The sequence below is a fragment of the Amycolatopsis regifaucium genome (assembly GCF_001613935.1).
Taxonomy (GTDB): Bacteria; Actinomycetota; Actinomycetes; order Mycobacteriales; family Pseudonocardiaceae; genus Amycolatopsis; species Amycolatopsis regifaucium.
This window is the reverse complement of the sequence record NZ_LQCI01000002.1, coordinates 247,236-269,998: the sequence shown is the minus strand read 5'-3', so window position 1 is coordinate 269,998 and position 22,763 is coordinate 247,236. Positions and strand designations below refer to the sequence as shown.

Sequence of the window (22,763 nt, the reverse complement as noted above, 5' to 3'; positions counted from 1 at the left end):
CCATCAAGCCGGACGAGCATGAGGCCCGCCCGTGACCATCCCACCACAGGAGGGCTTCATGCCTTCACTCCCTCATCCCCTGTCGCGGCGTCGCTTCCTCGGTTACGGCTCCGCCGGCGCGGCCGCCGTCCTGCTGGGGACCGGTGCCTGGAACGCCGCCGGCGCGATGCCGCTCGCCCGCGGTGCCGGTAATCCGTTCACCCTCGGTGTCGCGTCGGGCGACCCGTTGCCCGGCGGTGTCGTGCTCTGGACCAGGCTCGCGCCGAAGCCCTACGAGGCCGACGGCTTCGGCGGTATGTCGCGGACGCCGGTCCGCGTCGAGTACGAGGTGTCGCTCGACGAGCGCTTCCGCGCCGTGGTGCGCCGCGGGTCCGCGGTCGCCACGCCCGAACTCGGCCACTCCGTGCACCCCGAGATCCACGGTCTCGCGCCGGACCACGAGTACTTCTACCGCTTCCGCGCGGGCGGCGAGCTCTCGCCGGTCGGCCGCACGCGGACCGCGCCGGTCGCGTGGTCGTCGCCGCGTGAGCTGAACTTCGCGTTCGCGTCGTGCCAGAACTGGGAGGCCGGGCACTTCACCGCGTACGAGCACATGGCGGCCGAAGACCTCGACCTGGTCGTGCACCTGGGGGACTACCTCTACGAAAGCGGCGTCACGGGCGTCGGTCGCGGCACGCCGGTCGGGCCGCAGTTCAAGGGCGAGACCTTCGACCTCGCCCGCTACCGGCTGCAGTACGCGCTCTACAAGTCCGAAGCGCCGTTGATGGCCGCGCACGCCGCCTTCCCGTGGATCCACGTCAACGACGACCACGAGGTGGAGAACAACTGGGCAGGGGATCTCTCCCAGGCCGACAACGAGCCCGACCAGGATCCGGCGGTGTTCCGTCAGCGCCGTGCCCAAGCGTTCCAGGCGATGTACGAGCACCTGCCGTACCGCATCGCCCAGCTGCCGAAGGGGCCGGACGCGCGTCTGCACCGGCGCCTGAGCTACGGCACGCTCGCCGAGTTCACCATGCTCGACACCCGCCAGTACCGCGACGACCAGCCCTGTGGTGACGGCCAGTCGGCGAACTGCACCGACCGGTTCGACGAGAACAGGACCCTTCTCGGCGCGGAGCAGCGGAAGTGGCTGCTCGACGGCTTCTCCCGGTCTCACGCGCGCTGGCAGATCCTGGGCAACCAGGCGCCGATGGGCCAGACCGACACCGACGCGGGCGCGGCCACCAACGTCTACCTCGACCCGTGGGACGGCTACGTCGCCGACCGCGACCGCGTGCTCGCCGCGGCGCAGGACCGGGGTGTGCGGAACCTGGTGGTCATCACCGGCGACCGGCACCAGAACTACGCCTGGGACCTCAAGCGCGACTTCGGCGACCCGGGCTCGCCCACCGTGGCGAGCGAGTTCGTCGGGACGTCGATCACCAGCGGCGGCAACGGCGCCGACCTGACACCCGCCGGTGAGAACCTGCTGAAGGCCAACCCGCACATGAAGTTCTTCAACAACCAGCGCGGCTACGTCCGGGTCAACGTGAACCGGCAGCGCTGGCGCAGCGACTTCCGGGTGGTGCCGTACGTCAACACCCCCGGGGCGCCGATCAGCACGCGGGCGAGCTACGTGGTGGAGGACCGGCGCCCCGGCGTTCAGTCCGCCTGAGCGGGCAGGAGGGCGGCGTACACCTCGCGCACGGACGCGGGTGGCGCCGCCTTCCTCAGTGTCGCCGGATCGACGAAGACGTAGCGCGTCTTCACCTCCGTGCAGAGGGTTTCGCCGCGGCGGATCTCGAAGTCGACGATCAGCGACGTCGTACCGAGATGGTTCAGGAACACGGCGACGACCAGTTCGTCGTCGTATCGGCACGGCGCGTGGTAGCGGAGGTTCGATTCGGCGACCACGACGTCGGCGCCGTGCTCCAGCGCGTTCTTGTGCGATCCGAAGAGGGCTTTCTCCACGTCGAACATGGCCATGTCGACGTAGGCGAGATAGTGCGCGTTGAAGACGATGCCCTGTCCGTCGCATTCGTGGTAGCGCACGCGCAGCGGCATCTCGACGATCGGTTTCCGTGGCTCTGTCACGGTTCCAACCTACTGGTTCCCGGGTGAAGGTCCCCTTCCCTCGGCTGAGCAGAGGCAAGGGGGCCTTCACGCGCGTCCGGTCAGTCGATGAAGTCGATGTTCGGATGCCGCGGCGATTCGCCGTCGAACAGGTGCCGGTCACGGCCCTTCAGGTGCAGATCGAAGAACGCGCCGATGTACTCCCGTTGCGCGGCGAGTGAACGACGGGGATCGATGGTGCCGATCACCGCTTCCCGCTTCTCCGGCGCCACTCGCGAACCGAGCTGCGGCACCACGACCTGCAGATCGCTGTAGGACATGTGCGTGCTGCCGCCGCGCAGGAGCAGATCCCGCTTCCAGCCCCGCTGATTGGCCCAGAAATCCGCCCAGCTGCGGTCGAAACCGGGATGGCGGTGCGTGTGCTCCAGCGGCTTCCCGTTCTCGTCGACGCCCTCGGCGCCCATCAGCATGAACGGCCGGTCGAGACCGCGTTTCGTGACCTCGCCGGGCACGTAGGCACTGCCCGGCGGGTAGCCGAACGCGGTCGCCATGGCGCCGTCGAGGTTGATCCCGGCGTCGACCCGGCGGTCGTGGACCATCGTCTCGCCGGCGGTGAACCCGCCGTAGGAATGCCCGTAGGCACCGACCCGGGACAGATCGAGCGACCAGCCGAGCCCGCGCGGGAGCTGCCGCTTCTCAGCGTCCGGATTCTCGCCCTTGGTGATCTTCGCGAGCCGGTCGAGGACGAACCGGCTGTCGGCGACCCGTGCGTCGAGTGCCTTCTTCATGAACTCGGGACCTTCTCCGGGCGGCACCGCGGTTTCCAGCCGTCCGCCGGGGAATTCGACCGCCGCGCTCTCGTAGGTGTGCGAGAGCGACACGACCACGTAACCACGGCTGGCCAGATCGTCGACGATCGCCGAGTACGTCTCCCGTGGGCCGCCGAAACCGGGGGAGAAGAGCACGACCGGTTTCGGGGCGCCGTGCGCCGCGGGGACGCCGATCTCGGCCCTCCGCTTCGCCGAAGCCCAGTCGATGGAGCCCGCCGGGAGGCCGAGGTAATCCTCGCCCGCCAGCGCTTGGTCGATGACGGCGCTCATCCTGGGCGTGAGCCACGGTGCCCGCGGGCCTTCGGCGAACCGCTCCGCCGGGTAGGTGACGGTGGTCATGAGTTCCCGCCGCCGCTCCGGCTTCCACGGATCGGGGCGGGAATCGTCGACGAGATGGAGGTCGGTGGTGCCGACGTCGTAGTGGCCGGTGAGGGCGGGAGCGGTGAGTTCGACCTGCTCCGCCGCCATGGCGGGGGAGGCCGTGGCGAGCCCGCCCACGAGCGCGAGGCCCGCGATCAGCGCCGAACCCCGCACCGTCCTGGTGTGTCTCGATGACACTGCTGGCGTCCTTCCGGATCGGGGCGGCCCGGTGGCCGCCTTCTTCCGACCCTGGCAGCGCCCCGGTGCGACGCGCATCCCTCTGGAGATGGAGCCGGGATCACCCGTGCAGGGCACGGTAGGCCGACGCGGCCCCAGGGTGCAGCGGCACCTTGCCGGTGCCGATCAGCGTCCGGACGTCGAGGAACTGGGTCCCGACGGCCGGTGCCGGGATGAGGTCGGCGGCGTGCCCGGCCAGGGTGCGCGCCACGGCGGCGGCGACGTCGTCGGGCAGGGAAGGCGCCGCCAGCAGCAGGTTCGCGACACCGATGGTGCGCAGCTCGCCGACTCCCTGGTAGGCCTGCGCCGGAACGTGGACCTGGTCGTACACCGGACCGTAGCCCGCGCGCAGGGCGGGAAGGTGGGCGTCGAGCGGCAGGAGCGTGATCGGGGTGGTCCGGTTCAGCTCGGTGAGCGCGGGCGTGGGAATCCCGCCCGACCAGAACAGCGCGTCGACCTCGTGCGCGACCAGTGCGTTGATCGCTTCGCCGAGCAAGAGGTTCTTGGCGAGCACCGGGATTTCGGCGCGGGCGAACAGCCGGGTGCTGAACACCGCCACGCCGGACCCGTTCGCGCCCATCGCCACCGGCCGCCCGGCGAGATCGGCGAGGGAGCGCACGCCGCCGTCCGCGCGGACCACGAGCTGGTGATAGTTCTCGTAGACCCGGCCGATGGCCGAGAACGCGATCGGGACGGTGAACGGGTCCGCGCCGGCGAAGGCGGACTCGGCGACGTCGCCGAGGACGAGCCCGAGATCGGCCCGGCCGTCCCGCAGCCGTCGCAGGTTCTCCACGCTGGCCTCGGTCGCGACGGCCGTCGCGCGCAGCCGCGGTTCGGCCCGGTTCAGCTGCTGGGCCAGCAGTTCCGCGAACGCGAGATAGAAACCGCCGCTCTCGCCCGCCGCGATGACGACCTCTCGTTCCGGTCCTTGATATCCCGCCGTCGAACAGCCCGCGAGGGTGGCGAGCCCGGCGAGGAGGGCGGTGCGCCTGGTGACGGTCACGGTGTTCCTCCCGGGGCGAGAGGGAGTTCGACGCGGACTTCGAGGCCGTGCGGTTCCGCTTGGCGCAGTTCGAGTTTCCCGCCCCTGGCGAGCACATGCTGGTTCGCGATCGAGAGCCCGAGCCCCGTGCCCCGTGGCGCGCCGTCGCCACCGGCTCGCCAGAACCGTTCGGTCGCGCGTTCACGGTCCTCTGTGGACAGGCCCGGTCCGTTGTCGGCCACGAAGACCGTGGCGGTCGTGTCACCGGTTTCGTAGCCGGTGGTGATGGTCGCGCCGCGGCCGGCGTAGTGCACCGCGTTGTCGAGCAGGACGTCGAGCACTTGGGCCAGATCACCTTCCGGGCATCGCACGGTCACCGGCTCGTGGTGGCCTTCCGCCGCGGCGAGGTCGACTCCCGCCTCGTCGGCCGAGGGGCGCCACGCGTCGACCCGTTCCGCGAGCACGGAAGGAAGGTCGCAGGGTTCGTCGCCTGCTTCGCCCGCGGCCAGCCGGGTCGCCGCGCTTTCGGCGAGCGCCAGCGCGAGCAGCCCGTCGAGCAGGGATTCCAGGCGTTCGACCTCGGCGACCGTCGCCCGATAGGCCCGCTGGCCATCGTCGTCGACCTGCGCGGCCAGCGAGTCGACCCGCAATCGCAAGGCGGCCATGGGATTCCGCAGTTGGTGCGACGCGTCCGCGACGAGACGGCGCTGCTGTTCCGACGCCTCGACGACGGCGTCGGACATCCGGTTGAACGACGTCGCGAGTGAGCGCAGTTCCCGCGGCCCCGCGCGGTCGGGGACCTGCGCGCGATGCCCCTCGGTCACCGCCTGGACTCCGGTTTCCAGTTCGTGCAGCGGCCGCACCATCCACCGCGCCAGCAGGACCGCGAGCAGCACGAACAGGGCCGCCACCAGGATCGCGCCCGCGACGATCGCGGCCCAGCGAGCGGCGACGTCGGCCGCGGCGGTCGCCACGGACGCCCGCAGGACGACCACACCCACCACCCGCGTCCCGGTGCCGACCGGACGGGCGAAGTAGACCGGATCGGCCGACCACGGGCTCAGCTGTTCGGGGCCTTTCGCTGGCTGGTTGCGGAGGGCGGACTCGACCAGCGAACGCACCACCGGTTCCGCGGCCGCCATCCCGCCGCTCTCGACCATCGGCACCCCGCGCGCGTCGACCACGACGACGGCCTCGCCGTATAACGACGAATACCGCGCGGCGTCGACGGCCAGTGCGGACGGGTCATCGGTGTCGACGGCCTGCTGGGCGAGGACGACGAACCGGTCGACGTCGGCGTTGCGGGCGATGACCAGCTGCTGGGTCCGCTGCGCCGCGGTCGAGCCGAACAGCGGGATCGCGAACGCGGCGACCACGGTCAGCGCGAGCGCCACGAGGACGACCAGCAGGCGGGTGCGCACCGGTCAGTCCCGGCCCAGCCGATAGCCGAAACCCCGGATCGTGGTCAGCAGGCCCGGCCTGTCGAGCTTCGCGCGCAGCTGAGTCAGATGCACGTCCAGTGAGCGGGAGACGGCGAGGTACGCGTCGCCCCAGACCTCGTCCATCAGCTGCTGGCGGCTGACCGCGGTACCCGGGCGGGCGGCGAGCACGGCCAGGACGGCGAATTCCTTGGCGGTGAGCCCGATGTCGGTCCCGTCGACGAGCACGCGCCGCGCGCCGAGGTCGATTTCGACGTCTTCGACCCGGACGACGCCGTCCTGCGGGGCGGTCGAGACCGCGGCGCGCCGGACGACCGCGTCCATCCTCGCCAGGAGTTCGGCCAGGCGGAACGGTTTGGTCAGGTAGTCATCGGCGCCGAGCCGCAGGCCGCGCACCACGGACCGCTCGTCCCCGATGGCGGTGAGCACGAGCACCGGCACCGGTGAGACCTGCCGGACCTTCCTGAGGACGTCGAGCCCGTTCATGTCGGGCAGGTTGAGATCCAGCAGGATCACGTCGGCCGCGCGATGCCGGTGCAGCGCGTCGCTGCCGCGAATGGTGTGGGAGACGGTGTGGCCGCGCGCCTGCAGCGCTTCGGCGAGCGCGTCGGCGACACCGGCGTCGTCTTCGACGAGCAGCACGCGCACGGCCACACCTTCCCGCCTAGCCTTCGCGGCCGGACACGAGTTCGGGCTCGGACCGCTTCGTCTTGTCCAGCTCCGAGGTCTTCGAAGTTTCCCGCATTGTGCCGTACACGATGAGGGAGACCAGGACACAGCCCGCGACGTAGTAGAAGAACACCGATTCGTGACCGGCCCCCTTCAGCGCCTGCGCGATGAGTTCGGCGGTGCCGCCGAAGATCGCCACGGTGAGCGCGTAGGGGAGACCGACGCCGATGGCGCGGATCTTCGTCGGGAACAGCTCGGCCTTCACGATCGCGTTGATCGAGGTGTACCCGGTGACGATGACGAGCCCGGCCAGCATCAGCAGGAACGCGAGCACCGGTTCCTTGGTGCCGCCCATCAGCGTCATGATCGGGACGGTCAGCAGCGTGCCGGCGATCCCGAAGAACATCAGCAGCGGGCGGCGGCCGATGCGGTCCGACAGCTTGCCCGCGAACGGCTGCAGGATCGCGGCGACGAGGATCGCGGAGAACAAAATCAGCGTGACGGTCCGGCGCGGGATACCGGCGGTGTTCTCCATGAACTTCTGGCTGTAGGTGGCGAAGGTGTAGAACGAGACCGTGCCACCCAGGGTGAGGCCGACGACGAGCGCGATCTCCTTCGGGTACTTGAACAGTGCGCGCAGCGTGCCCTTGTCGCCTGCCTCCTTGCCGGTGCCGGACGCCTTGGCCTCCTCGAAGCTGGCCGACTCGTCCATTCCGCGGCGCAGGAACATCACCACGACCGCGGCCAGCGCGCCGACGACGAACGCGATCCGCCAGCCCCACGAGGTCAGCTGCTGCTCGGTGAGGATGGCCTGCAGCAGCAGCTGGAGACCGAGAGCCAGCAGCTGGCCACCGTACAGCGTCACGTACTGGAAGCTGGAGTAGAAGCCGCGTTTGCCGGGAGTGGCCACTTCGGACAGATAGGTCGCGGAGGTCGAATACTCACCGCCGACCGAGAGCCCCTGGATGAGCCGGGCCACCAGCAGCAGGATCGGCGCGGCGATCCCGATCGAGGCATAGGTCGGCGTGACCGCGATCATCAGCGACCCTGCCGCCATCAACGTGACGGAGAGCACTAGGGCGCTACGACGCCCGAACCGGTCGGCGAACCGGCCCAGCATCCAGCCACCGAGTGGCCGCATGAGGAACCCGACGGCGAACACCGCCGCCGTGCCGAGGAACGCCGCCGTGGTGTCCTTCGTCGGGAAGAACGACTTGGCGAAGTACGTGGTGAAGGCGGCGTAGGCGTACCAGTCATACCACTCGACCAGGTTGCCGATGGAGCCGCGCAGCACGTTGCCGACGACTCGCTTCTCGCTTACGGGCGGTGTTGCCGCACCGATCGGGGTTGTCATCTTTGACCTCCTGTGTTCCGGCTCACGGTGAACAATCCGTGACGGCCGGACAAGGGTTCGGCCCGGTTCCTAACATCCGCTTAGGACGGTCGCGGTTACCCGGAGGTAGAGGTGGCGCGGCTCCGGCCGGTCCCGGGTGAGCCGATAACCTCAGTGCGTCAGCGGGACGAGGACGAGGCGAGGAGAGCTGAAGTGGGACGGTCGGTACTGGTCACCGGCGGCAACCGCGGCATCGGTTTGGCGATCGCGAAGGACCTCGCGGCGCAGGGGCACAAGGTCGCGATCACGCACCGCGGGTCCGGCGCCCCCGACGGCCTCTTCGGCGTGCAGGCCGACGTCACGGACGCCGAGCAGATCGACGCCGCGTTCAAACTCGTCGAGGAGCACCAGGGACCCGTCGAGGTCCTGGTCGCGAACGCCGGGATGACCGACGACACGCTCCTCATGCGTATGAGCGAGGACCAGTTCACCCGCGTGGTGGACGCCAACCTCACCGGCGCCTACCGGGTCGCCAAGCGCGCCTCCCGGGGCATGCTGCGCGGAAAATGGGGCCGCTACATCTTCATCTCCTCCGTCGTCGGCCTCACCGGTTCCGCCGGCCAGGTCAACTACGCGGCGAGCAAGGCAGGCCTCGTCGGCCTCGCCCGGTCGCTGGCCCGTGAACTGGGCTCGCGCAACATCACCTCGAACGTCATCGCCCCGGGCTTCGTCGCCACGGACATGACCGACGAACTCGGCGAGGACCGCAAGAAGGAGATCCTCGCCCAGGTCCCCTCCGGCCGGTACGCCGAGCCGTCGGAGATCGCCGCCGCCGTCCGCTACCTCGCCTCCGAAGAGGCCGGATACGTCAACGGCGCGGTGCTGCCGGTCGACGGCGGCCTCGGCATGGGCCACTGACGTCCCCGCTTTTCCCCGTACTGATCACCCACTCCGGACTGGAGGTCCCGTGCCAGGACTGCTCGAAGGCAAGCGCCTGCTGATCACCGGCGTCATCACCGACGCCTCGCTCGCGTTCCACGCGGCCAAGATCGCGCAGCAGGAGGGCGCGAAGGTCGTGCTCACCGGCTTCGGCAGGCTGTCGCTCGTCGAGCGCATCGCCAAGCGGCTCCCCGAGGAGGCGCCGGTGCTGGAGCTGGACGTCACGAACCAGGAGCACCTCGACTCGCTCGCCGACCGCGTCCGTGAGCACGTCGACGGTCTCGACGGTGTGCTGCACTCGATCGGGTTCGCCCCGCAGTCCTGCCTCGGCGCGCCGTTCCTGGACGCCCCCAGCGAGGACGTGAAGGTGGCCGTCGACGTCTCGGCGTACTCCTTCAAGGCCCTCGCCGTGGCGACGCTGCCGCTGCTCTCGCGCGGTTCGTCGATCGTCGGCATGGACTTCGACGCGCGCGTCGCGTGGCCCGCCTACAACTGGATGGGCGTGGCGAAGGCGGCGCTGGAGTCGGTCAACCGGTACCTGGCCCGCGACCTGGGCCCGCAGGGCATCCGGGTCAACCTGGTCAGCGCCGGCCCGATGAAGACCATGGCCGCGAAGTCGATCCCGGGCTTCGCGGATCTGGAGAACGGCTGGGGCGACCGCGCGCCGCTCGGCTGGGACAGCTCCGACCCGGACCCGACGGCGAAGTCCGTCTGCGCCGTGCTGTCGGACTGGCTGCCCGCCACCACCGGCTCGATGATCATGGTCGACGGCGGTCTGCACGCGACCGGCTTCTGAGGTCTTCCAAAGCGTGTGAAGGCCCCTTCCCTCGGCTTGGTCGAGGGAAGGGGCCTTCACACGCATCAGGCGAGGACGGCCTGTGCGACGTGCCAGGAGTCTTCGAGCATCAGGTACTTGGTGAGCAGGCCGTCGTCGTTCACCTCCAACTGCAAGGTGAAGGCCGTCTCGATCACCTTGCCGGTGCTGCGGATGGTCGACCGGAGGCGGCCGATCGCGACCGCGTGCGGGCCGTCGACGAGGACGCGTTCGACGTCGAACCGGTCTTTGATGAGGCCCTTGTCGAGCAGGTCGAAGAACTCGCGGATCTCCGCCGGGTTCCGGCGCGGGCCGATCCACGGGACCAGTTCGGTCGCCCCGGGGATGTCCCACCTGACCTCGTCGGCGAACAGTTCCGTGGCCCCGTCGGTGTCCCCTGTGGACATTCGGCGGAAGAATTCGGCGATCGTGGCTTGGGTTTTCTCGGACATGATTCTCCTTACTGGGTAACGGGTTCGCGGACCAACCGGGTGTCGTCGGTGCGCTGGACACCGGCGGCGAAGGTGAGGGCGAGCATCGTGGCGACGCCGAGACCGACGCTCACCCACGCGACGCTCGGGTAGCCGAGACCGGCGTCGATCGATTCACCGCCGAGCCACGGGCCGACGGTGTTGCCGACGTTGAACGCGGCGGTCGTGCTCGCGCCGACGAGCGTGGGCGCGTTGCCCGCCACGGCGAAGGCCCGCACGTTCAAGGCGGGGTTGACGCCGAAGCCGGCGACGCCGAACAGGAAGACCGCGACGATCGCCAACGGGGTCGCCGGGCCGGACACCGCGAGCAGGATCAGGGCCAGCAGAGCGAGGGCCAGGCCGCCGTAGAGGGTCAGGAACGGCTTCGCGTCCGCGAGGCGCCCTCCGGCGGTGATCCCGAGCAGCGCGCCGAGGCCGAAGAGGGAGAGCACGCCCGGGACCCAGCCTTCGGGTAAACCGGCGACGTCGGTCAGTAGTGGCGCCAGATAGCTGAACGTCGCGAAGATCATCGCTTGGGCGAGCGCGATCACCCCCAGCGCCAGCCAGAACCGGCCGCCGCGGTAGAGCCGCAGTTCGGTCGCGATCTCGGTCTTGGCGCCGTTCTGTGTTTCCGGGACGAGGGCGAAGACGCCGATCAGCGCGATGACGGTCAGCGCCGTGACCGCCCAGAACGCCGCCCGCCAGCCCGCGTGCTGGCCGAGGAAGGTACCGGCGGGGACGCCGGCGATGTTCGCGACGGTGAGGCCACCGACCAGGATGGCGAGCGCGCGCCCGCGTCGCCCGGCCGGGACCAGCGCGACGGCGGTGGCCGCCGCGACCGCCCAGAACCCGGCGCACGCGACCGCGCTGACGACGCGGGTCGCGAACAGGAGCGCGTAACCCGAACCCAGCGCGCCGACGATGTGCGAAAGCCCGAAGACGACGAGCAAACCCATCAAGGTGGCGCGCCTCGGCACGCGCAGGGTGGCGATCGCGAGCAGGGGAGCGCCGACGACCATGCCGATCGCGAAGGCGGAGATGAGCAGTCCGGCTTCCGGGATGCCGACGTTCAAGTCGGCCGCCATCCCCGGCAGCAGACCGGTGATCATGAACTCGGACGTGCCGAGCGCGAACACGCTCAGTCCGAGAACGCAGACTGCCAAAGGCACGGGATTCCCTCCAGGTTTTGTATCGGTCAGTCCAAAATGTGGGCAGCGTCGCACCCGGCTTTTCGATGGGGGTTACTTCGCGGCGATCGCGTCCAGCGCGATGTTCGCGACGGCTTCCATGGCCGCCCGGCCGGACCCGCGCCGGGACATCAACCGGAGCCCGGCGACGGTGCTGTGCGCGAACTCGGCGATGTCGGCGGGCTTACGGGCCCTGTCGACCGTCCCATCGTGCTGGCCCTCCAGGGCGGCGGACGTGAGAAGGGCGAGGTGTCGTTTCGTGTCGGCGTCGATCCGCGCCTTGACCTCGGTGTCACGATCGCCGAACTCGGCCACCGTGTTGACCACCAGGCAGCCGCGGCCGTGGGTCGCGACCTCTTCGTCGATGGTGTAGGCGAACAGGGCCCGGAACCGCCCGATGCCCGGCTCGGCCTCCTCCAGCAACGCCGTCCTGGAGGCGATACCGCGTTCGGCGTAGTGGTCGAGCGCGCGCATGAACAGTTCGTGCTTGCTGGTGAAGGTGTTGTAGATACTGCTGCGGCCGAGGCCGGTGGCCGCACAGAGGGCTTGGGTGGACGTGCCCTCGTAGCCGCGAAGCCAGAACGCGTCCATGGCGCGCCCGATCGCGGTGCGCTCGTCGAATTCCTTCGGCCTGGCCATGGAAGGGACCGTACCAGGTTTTGTATCGACTGGTTCAAAACGGGTCCGGGTCAGCGTGCGGGGCGCCACAAGAGCAAGATGTCAGGGTGGGTTACGACGCGCTGCTTTGGCTTTCGTTCGGTGGTCCCGAGGGACCCGACGAGGTGATGCCGTTCCTGGAGAACGTCACGCGGGGCCGGGGGGTCCCGAGGGAACGGCTCCTCGAGGTCGCCGAGCATTACCAGCACTTCGGCGGGGTCTCGCCGATCAACCGCCTGAACCGTGCCGCGATCTCCGCGGTGGAGAAGCAGCTCGCGGTGGCCGGGATCGACCTGCCCGTCCATTTCGGCAACCGCAACTGGCGGCCGATGGTCGAAGAGACCCTGGCGGAGATCACCAAGGCGGGAGCCCGGCGGGTGCTGGTCTTCCCCACGAGCGCGTACGGCGGCTACTCCGCTTGCCGCCAGTACGACGAGGACATCGAGCGTGCCCGCGCGGCTGTCGGCGACGGCGCGCCGGAACTGGTGAAGCTGCGGCAGTTCTTCGACCACCCGCTGTTCGTCGCGGCCTTCGCCGACGCCGTGCGCGCCGCCCACGCCGAGCTGGGGAACCGGCCCGGCACCCGGACGGTCTTCTGCGCGCACTCGGTCCCCGAGTCCGCCGACGCCGCGTCCGGACCGCCCTCGGAAGGCGGCCGCCGCTACTCGCGCCAGATCGCCGAGGCCGCCCGTCTCGTCGCGGCCGAAGCGGGGATCGAGACCTACGACGTCGTCTGGCAGTCGCGCTCCGGCCCGCCGCAGGTGCCGTGGCTGGAACCGGACATCGTCGACCACATCGACGCGCTGCACGCGGAAGGCGTCACGTCGGTGGTGGTCTGTCCGGTGGGGTTCGTGTCGGACCACCTCGAGGTGATCTGGGACCTCGACAACGAGGCCGCCGAGCGTGCCGCGGAACACGGCATGGCCTTCGCGCGGGCCGCCACCCCGGACGCCGACCCGCGGTTCGCGGAGCTGGTCGTGGAGCTGATCCGTGAGCACACGGAAGGCGTGCCGCCGCGGAAGCTGTCGCCGTTCCCGGCCGCCGGGTGCACGGTGAACGGGGCGCCTTGCGCGATCGGATGCTGTGAGCCCGCGAAAAGGCCCGCGCGTCCGTAGCCCGGACGGCTAAGGGCGGCGGTCCGCCTGGTCGGCGAACACCCGCACCGCTTCGTTGATCGCGGCGCACCGCGCGTTCCGGACCGCTTCGCTCAACGGCCGCAACGCCTCGGACCGGCGAAGCGCGGCGGAAGCCGACAGGGCGCCGCCAGGGTCGTCCGATTCGGCGATCGCCAGGATCGCCGCGATCTCCTCCGACCGCTGGAGCACGCGCAGCGAACGGCCCGGCATCCCGGCGGGCCACGGCGCGTCGGTGGCCGACCGCAGCCTCGCCGAAAGCTCCGCACGCACCCCCGGCCGCTCGCTGGCGACGTCGAGTGACTGCAGCGCGCCGGCGCTCGCGCGGATCGCGTCGGTCAGGCCGTGTTCGGCCTCGCCCAGGGACCGGAACTCCAGGACGCCCGGGGTGGGTACCGAGTAGACGCTCCACCGCATGAGACCTTCGGCGATCGACTCCGGGACCAGGCCGTAGCCGAGATCCGGCAACAAGACCGCCTCGCCGGTCCGCAGCGCGGCCGCCATGAACTGGCCGCCGCCACCCAGACCGCGGACATCGCCGGGCACCGGCAGCAGCAGCTCCATGCTCTTCGCGCCCTGCGAGCGCAGCGCGAGCAGCAACTGGACCGGGGTCGCCGCGCGGTTGAACGCGAGTGGCAGGTCGAACGCCTCGGCGGCGGCGGCATCCGCGGCGACGACGTCGTGGGCCTCGCCCCAGACCTGAAGGGCGTCAAGGACGTCGTCTGAGGCGGCGGCCCCGTTCAGCCACGCAGAAGACCAGACCGCGAGGGTCGCACTGGATCGGCACACTGGACCTATTTTAGTCGTGCTCCCAACGAAACCGGGAAAAGGGCGCGCCAACTCGGGGATGCGCGGGTGTCACCTCTGGTCCGCCCTGAGTGGGACGCGCGCCGAGATCCCGGTGCCGCCGCCCGGTTCGGACTCGATCCGCAGCGTTCCCGACAGGTTCTCGATCCGCTGGCGCATCGCGGTCAGGCCGAAACCGCCGCCGGTGGTGTCCCCGGGCGGACTCAGCGGATCGAAACCCCGGCCGTCGTCCCGCACGTCCAGGACCACCTCATCCTCCAGGTACGACAGGGTCACGCCCGCCCTGGTCGCCCGTGCGTGGTGGGCACACTCCCGCTGTCCGACCGCTCGCGAACAACGATCGCAGATGACTTCCGTTGGCGATCACCGCGACACCGATCAGGACCAGTCCGCAGAGCCCTTGTTCGATCCGCATCCAGGCCGGCAGGAAGCCGGGGATCGAGACCAGCACCGCGATCGCCACCACCATCGCCGCCGAGGCGATCCGCAACCGCAGGTACGCGCCACGTCGTCCACGAGCGGCACCGACGACGAACAGGAACAGCACCACCGAGGCGATGAGCACGCCTTCACCGCGGACCCAGACGACGTCGGTCACCAAGTCCGGCCGGTCACGCCAGAAATACGCGACGATGAGGGCGAGGACGCTGAGGCCGAGGTAGCAGGAGACGAGCACCTTGATCCACCGGAAGGCCGCGCGGCTGCGCGGGTGCTCGAGTTCGGCCCGGGCCACCGGTGGTTTGCGGGTTTTGGGCATGGGACCAGCCTCGCGGGCGGGCACCCGGTTCCACATCGACCGATCTCTGGAAAACCCCATCCACCGATCGGTTGATCCTCGGGCTGGAGTTGCTTCACGTCGACAGGGCACACGATCGCGACGTAGCGTCGATCAGGTGAACGCTGTCCCCGCACATCTGCCCCGCACCGCCGGGGACCTCCGCGCGGCAGGCCATGCGCCGCGCTCGATCAAGCGAGAACTGCACGACAACCTGCTCGGCAAGCTTCGTGCCGGGGAAGACCCCTGGCCGGGGATCGTCGGGTTCTCCCGCACCGTCCTGCCCCAGCTGGAACGCGCGCTGCTCGCCGGCCACGATGTCGTCCTGCTCGGTGAACGCGGTCAGGGAAAGACCCGGCTGCTCCGCAGTCTCGCCGCGCTGCTCGACGAATGGACGCCCGTCATCGACGGGGCCGAACTGGGCGAGCACCCGCTCGACCCGATCACGCCGGAATCGCGGCGCCGGGCCGCCGAACTCGGCGACGCCCTGCCGGTGACCTGGCGTCACCGCGACGAGCGCTACACGGAGAAACTGGCCACACCGGACACTTCGGTCGGCGACCTGATCGGCGACGTCGACCCGGTGAAGGTCGCCGAAGGCCGCAGCCTCGGCGATCCCGAAACCATCCACTTCGGACTCGTCCCGCGCGCCCACCGCGGCATCGTGGCGATCAACGAACTGCCCGACCTCGCCGAGCGCATCCAGGTCGCGTTGCTGAACGTGATGGAGGAACGCGACATCCAGGTGCGCGGATACACCCTGCGCCTGCCGCTGGACGTGCTGCTGGTGTCGACGGCCAACCCGGAGGACTACACCAACCGCGGCCGCATCATCACCCCGCTCAAGGACCGGTTCGGCGCGGAGATCCGGACGCACTACCCGCTCGACGTCGAGGCGGAGATCGCGGTCGTGCGGCAGGAAGCGAGCCTGGTCGCCGAGGTCGGCGAGCCGCTGCTGGAGGTGCTCGCCCGGTTCGTGCGGAACCTGCGCGAATCGCCGGTGATCGACCAGCGTTCCGGCGTGTCGGCCCGGTTCGCCATCGCGGCGGCGGAGACCGTGGGGGCGGCGGCGCTGCGCCGGTCCGCGCTCACCGGGGAAGAACCCGCCGTGGCGCGGCCGGTCGACCTCGACGCGGTTCCGGCCGTACTGCGCGGCAAGCTCGAATTCGAGCCGGGGGAGGAGGGGCGCGAGACCGAGCACCTCGTGCACCTGCTGCGCCGCGCGGTCGCGGAGACGGCCCGTTCGCGGTTCGCCGGGCTGGACCTGCTGCCGCTGGCCGACGCCGTCGAGGACGGGCACCTGGTCACCACCGGGGAACGCGTGCCCGGCAAGGACGTGCTGGCCGCGCTGCCGGAACTGCCCGTGCTCCACGACGTCGCCGCGCGTGCCGGTGCCGGCCCGGGCGAACCGGCGGGCCGGATCGCCGCCGCGGTCGAACTGGCGCTGGAATCCCTGTTCCTGTCGAGGAAACTCGCCAAGGATTCCGACGACTCGACGACCGTCTACGGCCGATGAGCGCACCGCCGACGTACTTGCTCCCGCGGAGGCGGCGATGACACAGCCGGAAGGGTATTCGTACGGGCCGTGGCACGACGGCCCGGATCCGCTGGCGCCGCCCGCGGATCTGCGTGACGCGCTCGACGAGATCGGCCGTGACGTGATGGCGGGCGCCTCGCCCCGGTCCGCGCTGGAGGAACTGCTGCGGCGCGGGACCCCGCGCACCGCCGGGCTGGACGAATTGACCAGGCGGCTCTGGCAGCGCCGGTCGGAGCTCCAGCGCCGCCACCGGCTGGACGGCACCCTGCAGGAGGTCCAGCGGCTGCTCGACCAGGCGCTGGAGGCGGAGCGGCGTGACCTGTTCCCGGATCCGGACGACGACGCCCGCTTCCGGGAGGCGCGGTTGGACGCGTTGCCGCCGGGAACGGCGGCGGCCGTCCGGGAACTCGCCGAGTACGACTGGCGTTCGGCGCAAGGCAGGGAGAACTACGAGAAGATCCGCGACCTGCTCGGCCGTGAGCTGCTGGATTCCCGCTTCGAAGGGATGAAGGAGGCGCTGCGGAACGCGGGCCGCGAGGACGTCGAGCGGGCCAACAAGATGCTCGCCGACCTCAACGATCTGCTGGCCGCGCACGCGCAGGGTCGCGAGGACGTGCCCGAGCGGTTCGCCGGGTTCATGGCCGAACACGGCGAGTTCTTCCCGGAGGACCCGAAGAACGTCGAGGAGCTGATCGACGTCCTCGCCGCCCGCGCCGCGGCGGCCCAGCGGATGCTCAACTCGATGACCCCCGAACAACGCGCCGAACTGGCCGAGCTGTCCCAGCAGGCGTTCGGGGACCCGCGGCTCGCGCAGCAGTTGTCCACTTTGGACTCGCAGCTGCGCGCGCTGCGGCCCGGTGAGGACTGGACGTCCTCGGAACGCTTCCGGGGCAACGATCCGCTCGGCCTCGGCGAGGGCGCCCGGGCCATGTCCGATCTCGCCGAACTGGACGCGCTGGCCGAACAACTCGGCCAGTCCTATCCCGGCGCGAGGCTGGAGGACATCGACGTCGAGGCGCTCGAACGGCAGCTCGGCCCGGACGCCGGCGTCGACGCCCGGCGACTGTCCGAACTGGAACGCGAACTACGACGGCGGGGTCTCTTCGAACGCGCGCCCGACGGCACGCTTCGGCTGTCTCCCAAGGCTTTACGGCGACTGGGGGAAACCGCGCTCGCCGACGTCGTGAACGCGTTGCGCGGCAAGACCGGCCGTCGGGAGACCGAGTCCGCCGGTGCCGCCGGCGAGCCGACCGGGGCGACCAGGCCGTGGCGGTTCGGGGACATGCAGCCCTGGGACGTCTCCAGGACGGTTCGCAATTCCGTCCTGCGCTCGGTTTCGCTCGGCGAACGGGCTGTCCGGATGGACGTCTCCGACGTCGAGGTGGCCGAGACCGAGCATCGGTCGCGCGCGGCGGTGGCGTTGCTCGTGGACACCTCGTGGTCGATGGTGCAGGAAGGTCGCTGGCTGCCGATGAAGCGGACGGCGCTCGCCCTGCACCAGCTGATCAGCACCCGGTTCCGCGACGACGCCCTGCAGCTGATCACCTTCGGCCGCTACGCCACATCGGTCGAGCCGGCCGAGCTGGTGGGCCTGGAGGGCGCCTGGGAGCAGGGCACCAACGCCCACCACGCCCTGCTGCTGGCGGGACGGCATCTGCGGCGGCATCCCGACGCGCAGCCGGTGGTCCTGATGGTCACCGACGGTGAGCCGACAGCGCATCTGGAACCCGACGGTACGGCGGAGTTCGACTATCCGCCCCAGCCGAGGACGTTGCTCAAGACACTGTCCGAAGTGGACCGGATGGCGAAGCTGGGTGCCTCGGTGACGGTGTTCCGGCTCGGGGACGACCCGCGCCTGACCGCGTTCGTCGATCTGCTCGCGCGCCGTTCGGGCGGCCGGGTCGTCGCGCCGGACCTCGACGGGCTCGGCGCCGCCGTGGTCGGCGACTACCTGCGGACGAGGAAGCGGTAGGTCAGCGGCCGGTGACGCCGTCCACCTACGCTGGGCCGATGGGGTATTCGGTGGGGAAGGTCGCGGCGTGGTCCGGGGTCACCGTGCGCACACTGCACCACTACGACGAGATCGGCCTGCTCTCGCCCAGCGGGCGGACGGCGGCGGGATACCGCAGCTACAGCGACGACGACCTCGACCGCTTGCAGCGCATCCTGTTCTACCGCGAACTCGGGTTCGGTCTGGAGACGATCGCGAAGGTCGTCGACGACCCGGGCCTGGACGCGATGGAGCACTTGCGGCGGCAGCGGTCGCTGCTGACGGAGCGGATCGGTGAGCTGACCCGGATGGTCGAGTCAGTCGACCGGGTGATCAAGGCGAAGCAGGTCGGCGGTGCGCTGACGCCGGAGGAGAGGTTCGAGGTCTTCGGCGAGTTCCGTGAACCGGAGGGGTACGCGGAGGAGGCCGTCCGGCGGTGGGGCGAGACCCCGCAGTGGCAGGCGGCGGCGATGCCACTGTCCAAGGAGGAATGGACCGAGGCGGAGAAGGTCCGCCAGGACTGGGTCCGGCGGCTGCTCGACGTCGTCGACTCCGGCGCGCCCGCGGACAGTGCCGCGGCGATGGACCTCGCCGAAGAGCACCGGCGGATGCTGACCGCGTTCATGGGGGAGTGCGACCACGCCCTGCACCGCGAGATCGCGGGGATGTACGCGACCGAACCGGTCCAGCTCGGGTTCCTGGTGCGCGAGCCGGACCAGCGGCCGGGCCTCGGCGAGTACATCCGGGACGCCGTCCACGCCAACGCGGTCCGTGCCCGGGGATAGCGAATCCGGTTACGCCGGCCGTGTTCGTCTCCCACCGGACGGGAACGGCGTGGCGGCTCCGCTTACAGTCGAGGTATGCAGACTTGGTCATCGGTCGACGTGCCCCGTATCCCCGGCACCCCCCGTCCGCTGCGGCTCCATGACACGGCGACGGGGCAGATCCGCCCCACGGCGCCCGGGTCCACCGCTCGGATGTACGTCTGTGGCATCACGCCGTACGACGCCACCCATCTGGGCCATGCCGCCACATATCTGACATTCGACCTGGTCAACCGCCTGTGGCGCGACGCCGGGCACGACGTCCACTACGTACAGAACGTCACCGACATCGACGAGCCCCTGCTGGAACGGGCCGAGCGGGACAAGGACGACTGGGTCGTCCTCGGCATGCGTGAGACGGCCCTGTTCCGCGAGGACATGACCGCGCTGCGGGTGCTGCCGCCGCGGCAGTTCGTCGGGGCGGTGGAGAGCATCCCGGAGATCGTCGAGGTGATCGCCAAGCTGCTGGCGAACGGCAGCGCGTACCGCGCCGGCGACGCGGAGTACCCGGACATCTACTTCGACCACAACGCGACCGGGCACTTCGGCTCCGAGTCGAACTACGACGCCGAGACCATGGCGAAGTACTTCGCCGAACGCGGCGGAGACCCGGACCGGCCGGGCAAGCAGCACCCGCTCGACGCCCTGCTGTGGCGGATGGCACGACCGGGCGAACCGTCGTGGGAGTCGGAACTGGGCGCGGGGCGGCCAGGCTGGCACATCGAGTGCAGTGCGATCGCGGTCAACCGCCTCGGTCTCGGCTTCGACGTCCAGGGCGGCGGCTCGGACCTCATCTTCCCGCACCACGAGTACAGCGCCGCGCACGCGGAAGCCGTCGCGGGGGACCGGCCGTTCGCGCGCCACTACGTGCACGCCGGGATGATCGGCCTCGACGGCGAGAAGATGTCGAAGTCGCGGGGGAACCTCGTGTTCGTCTCGCGATTGCGTGCCGACAAGGTCGACCCCGGCGCGATCCGGCTCGCCCTCTTCGCCGGTCACTACCGGGAAGACCGCCCGTGGAGCGCGCAGCTGCTCGCGGACGCGGAAGGCCGGCTCGCCCGGTGGCGTGACGCCGTTTCGCTCGGCACCGGCCCGGCCGCGGAGGACACGATCGCCCGCCTGCGCGACCACCTGACCGACGATCTCGACACCCCGAAGGCACTCGCCGCCGTCGACGCCTGGGTGGCCGAGGCGCTCAACCGCGCCGGCTCCGATCCGGCGGCGCCGGGGCTGATCCGGAACGCGGTCGACGCGCTGCTCGGCATCGTGCTCTGAAGAAGGCCATGAAGGGGTCCCCCTAAGACGAATCCGTCTCATGGGGACCCCTTCATGACGTGCGTATAACGCCCTATGCCGCCACGCGGCCGGCTTCCAGCCGCAGGTGGTCACCCGCCCAGTCCCGGCGCAGCCATCGATCATGCGAAGCGACGACGACGGCGCCCGGAGCCGAGTCGAGCGCGGCGAACAACTCTTCGGCCAAGGTGAGCGAGAGGTGGTTCGTCGGCTCGTCGAGCAGGAGGACGTCCGGCGGGTCGGCGATCAGCAACGCCAGCGCGAGCCGCCGTCGCTGCCCGACCGACAGCGCGCCGACCCTGGTCCCGAGGTCCCGTGGAGCCAGCAAACCCAGGCCGCGCAACGGCGGCGCACCTTCGCCGAGTGTTTCGGTGTAGATCCGCTGCGCCGACCGGTCCGGCTCGGCGAACTCCACATCCTGGGCCAGCAGGCCGATCCGGACCCCGCGTCCACGAAGGACGGTCCCGGAAGCCGGGGTCAGCGCTCCGGTCAGCACGGACAGGAGCGTGGACTTCCCCGCGCCGTTCCCACCGGTGATCAGGAGCCTCGACGTGGTCGTGATGTCGAGGGTCTCCAGCCGCAGCCGTCCGGGGACGTGGAGATCCCGGACCGAGATCGCCGTCTTGTCCTCGCCGGGCGTGCCGGTGAGCTCCGCCTGGAACCGCAGTGGAGCGGGCGGCTTCCGGACCTGATCGCGTTCCAGTTCCTCCAGCCGCAACTGGGCGTTGCGGACCCGGCGTGAGATCTGCTTCTGCACCCTCCCGGTCTTGAAGTTGTAGAGCATCTTGGCGTTGTCGCGCTGAGGCCGGTTGTGCGCGACGGCGCGCGCGGTGACGGCCACCGATTCGCGCAGTTCCTTCAGTTCGTCCTGTTCCTCGGCGTACCGCTGTTCCCAGCGCGCCCGTTCGGCCCGTTTCTGGTCCAGATAGGCGGAATACGCGCCGCCGTACCTGGTCGGCCCGCCCAGTGCCGGATCGAGGTCGACGATGTCGGTGCACACCGCGTCGAGGAACACGCGGTCGTGCGACGCCAGCACGAGGACCCCGGTCAGCGACGCGAGATGCTGTTCGAGGAACTCCATCGCCGCGTCGTCGAGGTGGTTCGTCGGCTCGTCGAGGATCAGCGTTCCGGGCCGCCGGATCAGCAGCGCGGCCAGGCCGAGCCGCGACCGCTGCCCGCCCGACAGCGTGCCCAACGTCCGCGCCGGATCGATCCCGGCGAGCCCGAGGCCCGCGCACACGATCTCGGCCCGCCGGTCGGCGTCCCAGAGGTCGTGCGCCTGGGCCCAGTCGAGGACGGTGCCGTACTCGTCGAGGACCGCCGCGTCGTCGGGACGTTCCGTGAGCGTCGCGGTCAGTTCGTCGAGTCTCGCCGACGCCTGCCGGATTTCGGCGAGCGCGCCGTCGATGACCTCGGAGAACCGGGCCGTCGAGGGGAAAGGCAGCTCCTGCAACAGGAATCCCAGGTCATCACCGCGGAGCACCTCGCCGGCGTCCGGCTCTTCGACCCCGGCGAGCAGGCGCAGGAGGGTGGACTTCCCGACGCCGTTCTCACCGACGAGACCGAGCCGTTGCCCGGCCGAAGCGGTCAGGTTGACGCCGTCGAGCACGACGCGGGTGCCGTAGGAGCGGACGAGGTCCTTGGCGATCAAGGAAAGGGAAGAAGACATACGACATCACCGCGTTTCGGATCCGTGAGGGATCCCCGCCGGGTCTGGTCGCTTGCGGGAGCCGTGCTCGACCGAAGCCGCCTCGGAGCGGGGAGGGATGCGATGTCAGTTGTCCATGATGCCGGCAGTCTAACGCAATCTCTGTAGCGTTAGTCAACCCTGTTTTCCGGCGACCCCGATCGCAGGCGTGCGGCCTCGCGTTCGGCGAAGGCGCGGCCGTCGGTCATGACGCCGAGAAGAGCGGCGAGCTGGCGGCGATCGAGCTTTCCGAGGCGCTCGCCGAAGAAGCGGGCCATGGGGGCGTAGAGGTCGGCGACGTCGTCCAGCCGATCGGGGAGCGGGCGGATCAGGAGACGGCGACGGTCGGCCGGGTCGGGGACGCGTTCGACCAAACGCTGCTTCGCCATGCGGTCGAGCATCCGCGTTACCGCGCCGGTCGTCATGCCGAGCGCGGCGGCGAGCTGGGTCGGCGCGGTCGCGGCCCCGCTGATGACCAGCTGGAGTCCGTGCAGCTCGGTGGGGCTGATCCCGAGCCGTTCCGCCATGGCCGTCTGGAAGAGCACCGTGGCGCTGACGAACCGGGGGATCTCCAAAGCCGCCGCGGTGACGAGTTCTCGCTGCTCAGGCATGTGTGTTCCTCGTGCAGTAGTTGACTGAGGCAGTCATTGCACAAGGCAGCAACTGTCGGGGAAAGGGTATCGAAGGCGTTTGACACGGCGAGGAGCGTCTGAAACTCTGAAAGAGACCTTTCGAAAGAGATGTTTCA

At 70.2% G+C, this 22,763-nt stretch carries 22 protein-coding genes; 8 read left to right on the top strand and 14 right to left on the bottom strand.

Annotation, left to right across the window (positions count from 1 at the left end; all coding sequences use genetic code 11):
* Positions 1-58: 58 nt before the first annotated feature.
* Positions 59-1,654, top strand: a complete 1,596-nt coding sequence (locus AVL48_RS02315) for an alkaline phosphatase D family protein (protein WP_061986639.1) — start codon at positions 59-61, stop codon at positions 1,652-1,654.
* On the opposite strand, the gene AVL48_RS02310 is transcribed toward AVL48_RS02315, so the two are convergent.
* The 6 genes from AVL48_RS02310 to AVL48_RS02285 all read right to left on the bottom strand — a co-directional run bounded on the left by AVL48_RS02310 (position 1,642) and on the right by AVL48_RS02285 (position 7,923).
* Positions 1,642-2,073 carry an acyl-CoA thioesterase gene (locus tag AVL48_RS02310; RefSeq protein WP_061986636.1) on the bottom strand — a complete coding sequence of 144 codons (432 nt, stop codon included), beginning with the start codon at positions 2,071-2,073 and terminating at the stop codon, positions 1,642-1,644. The genes AVL48_RS02315 and AVL48_RS02310 overlap by 13 nt on opposite strands.
* A gap of 80 nt (positions 2,074-2,153) precedes the next feature.
* The gene (locus tag AVL48_RS02305) at positions 2,154-3,440 is read right to left on the bottom strand and encodes an alpha/beta hydrolase family protein (RefSeq protein WP_061986634.1); all 1,287 of its coding nucleotides are present in this window, start codon (positions 3,438-3,440) and stop codon (positions 2,154-2,156) included.
* 100 nt (positions 3,441-3,540) lie between these two features.
* Positions 3,541-4,482: a TAXI family TRAP transporter solute-binding subunit gene (locus AVL48_RS02300; protein WP_061986632.1), complete on the bottom strand. Its 942-nt coding sequence runs from the start codon at positions 4,480-4,482 to the stop codon at positions 3,541-3,543.
* Positions 4,479-5,882, bottom strand: coding sequence for a sensor histidine kinase (locus tag AVL48_RS02295; protein ID WP_061986630.1), 1,404 nt, complete (start codon positions 5,880-5,882; stop codon positions 4,479-4,481). Before AVL48_RS02295 ends, AVL48_RS02300 begins: the two co-directional genes overlap by 4 nt.
* A gap of 3 nt (positions 5,883-5,885) precedes the next feature.
* Positions 5,886-6,548, bottom strand: coding sequence for a response regulator transcription factor (locus AVL48_RS02290; protein WP_061986668.1), 663 nt, complete (start codon positions 6,546-6,548; stop codon positions 5,886-5,888).
* A 16-nt stretch (positions 6,549-6,564) separates the two neighbouring features.
* The gene (locus AVL48_RS02285; protein ID WP_061986627.1) at positions 6,565-7,923 is read right to left on the bottom strand and encodes an MFS transporter; all 1,359 of its coding nucleotides are present in this window, start codon (positions 7,921-7,923) and stop codon (positions 6,565-6,567) included.
* Between the two features lie 192 nt (positions 7,924-8,115).
* On the opposite strand from AVL48_RS02285, the gene fabG reads away from it, so the two are divergent.
* Complete coding sequence (gene fabG / locus AVL48_RS02280) at positions 8,116-8,820, top strand: beta-ketoacyl-ACP reductase (protein WP_061986625.1); 705 nt, start codon at positions 8,116-8,118, stop codon at positions 8,818-8,820.
* A 49-nt stretch (positions 8,821-8,869) separates the two neighbouring features.
* Complete coding sequence (fabI, locus tag AVL48_RS02275) at positions 8,870-9,637, top strand: enoyl-ACP reductase FabI (RefSeq protein ID WP_061986623.1); 768 nt, start codon at positions 8,870-8,872, stop codon at positions 9,635-9,637.
* A 65-nt stretch (positions 9,638-9,702) separates the two neighbouring features.
* Here fabI and AVL48_RS02270 read toward each other — a convergent pair whose 3' ends face one another.
* From AVL48_RS02270 to AVL48_RS02260, 3 genes are all read right to left on the bottom strand, one after another.
* A complete protein-coding gene (locus AVL48_RS02270) occupies positions 9,703-10,107 on the bottom strand; it encodes a nuclear transport factor 2 family protein (RefSeq protein ID WP_061986622.1) in 405 nt (134 codons plus the stop codon).
* 8 nt (positions 10,108-10,115) lie between these two features.
* The gene (locus tag AVL48_RS02265) at positions 10,116-11,294 is read right to left on the bottom strand and encodes a Cmx/CmrA family chloramphenicol efflux MFS transporter (protein ID WP_061986620.1); all 1,179 of its coding nucleotides are present in this window, start codon (positions 11,292-11,294) and stop codon (positions 10,116-10,118) included.
* A gap of 72 nt (positions 11,295-11,366) precedes the next feature.
* A complete protein-coding gene (locus AVL48_RS02260; protein WP_061986618.1) occupies positions 11,367-11,951 on the bottom strand; it encodes a TetR/AcrR family transcriptional regulator in 585 nt (194 codons plus the stop codon).
* 86 nt (positions 11,952-12,037) lie between these two features.
* On the opposite strand from AVL48_RS02260, the gene AVL48_RS02255 reads away from it, so the two are divergent.
* Positions 12,038-13,084 (top strand): ferrochelatase, encoded by a 1,047-nt coding sequence (locus AVL48_RS02255; RefSeq protein ID WP_061986616.1) that lies wholly within the window; start codon positions 12,038-12,040, stop codon positions 13,082-13,084.
* A gap of 9 nt (positions 13,085-13,093) precedes the next feature.
* Here AVL48_RS02255 and AVL48_RS02250 read toward each other — a convergent pair whose 3' ends face one another.
* The 3 genes from AVL48_RS02250 to AVL48_RS02240 all read right to left on the bottom strand — a co-directional run bounded on the left by AVL48_RS02250 (position 13,094) and on the right by AVL48_RS02240 (position 14,666).
* A complete protein-coding gene (locus AVL48_RS02250; RefSeq protein ID WP_061986614.1) occupies positions 13,094-13,891 on the bottom strand; it encodes a hypothetical protein in 798 nt (265 codons plus the stop codon).
* Between the two features lie 69 nt (positions 13,892-13,960).
* Positions 13,961-14,158 carry a sensor histidine kinase gene (locus tag AVL48_RS02245; protein ID WP_061986612.1) on the bottom strand — a complete coding sequence of 66 codons (198 nt, stop codon included), beginning with the start codon at positions 14,156-14,158 and terminating at the stop codon, positions 13,961-13,963.
* Between the two features lies 1 nt (position 14,159).
* Positions 14,160-14,666 carry a hypothetical protein gene (locus tag AVL48_RS02240; protein WP_244162592.1) on the bottom strand — a complete coding sequence of 169 codons (507 nt, stop codon included), beginning with the start codon at positions 14,664-14,666 and terminating at the stop codon, positions 14,160-14,162.
* Positions 14,667-14,802: 136 nt separating this feature from the next.
* Here AVL48_RS02240 and AVL48_RS02235 point away from each other — a divergent pair, with 136 nt between their 5' ends.
* The 4 genes from AVL48_RS02235 (at position 14,803) to mshC (ending at position 20,310) form a co-directional block, all read left to right on the top strand.
* Entirely contained in the window at positions 14,803-16,200 is a 1,398-nt protein-coding gene (locus AVL48_RS02235; RefSeq protein ID WP_061986610.1) for a sigma 54-interacting transcriptional regulator, read from the top strand.
* A 37-nt stretch (positions 16,201-16,237) separates the two neighbouring features.
* Complete coding sequence (locus AVL48_RS02230) at positions 16,238-18,193, top strand: vWA domain-containing protein (RefSeq protein ID WP_061986609.1); 1,956 nt, start codon at positions 16,238-16,240, stop codon at positions 18,191-18,193.
* A gap of 38 nt (positions 18,194-18,231) precedes the next feature.
* Entirely contained in the window at positions 18,232-18,996 is a 765-nt protein-coding gene (locus AVL48_RS02225; protein WP_061986607.1) for a MerR family transcriptional regulator, read from the top strand.
* Between the two features lie 75 nt (positions 18,997-19,071).
* Complete coding sequence (mshC, locus tag AVL48_RS02220; protein WP_061986605.1) at positions 19,072-20,310, top strand: cysteine--1-D-myo-inosityl 2-amino-2-deoxy-alpha-D-glucopyranoside ligase; 1,239 nt, start codon at positions 19,072-19,074, stop codon at positions 20,308-20,310.
* A gap of 73 nt (positions 20,311-20,383) precedes the next feature.
* Here mshC and AVL48_RS02215 read toward each other — a convergent pair whose 3' ends face one another.
* Positions 20,384-21,997, bottom strand: a complete 1,614-nt coding sequence (locus AVL48_RS02215; RefSeq protein WP_061986603.1) for an ABC-F family ATP-binding cassette domain-containing protein — start codon at positions 21,995-21,997, stop codon at positions 20,384-20,386.
* 149 nt (positions 21,998-22,146) lie between these two features.
* A complete protein-coding gene (locus AVL48_RS02210) occupies positions 22,147-22,626 on the bottom strand; it encodes a MarR family winged helix-turn-helix transcriptional regulator (RefSeq protein ID WP_061986601.1) in 480 nt (159 codons plus the stop codon).
* Between the last annotated feature and the right edge of the window lie 137 nt (positions 22,627-22,763).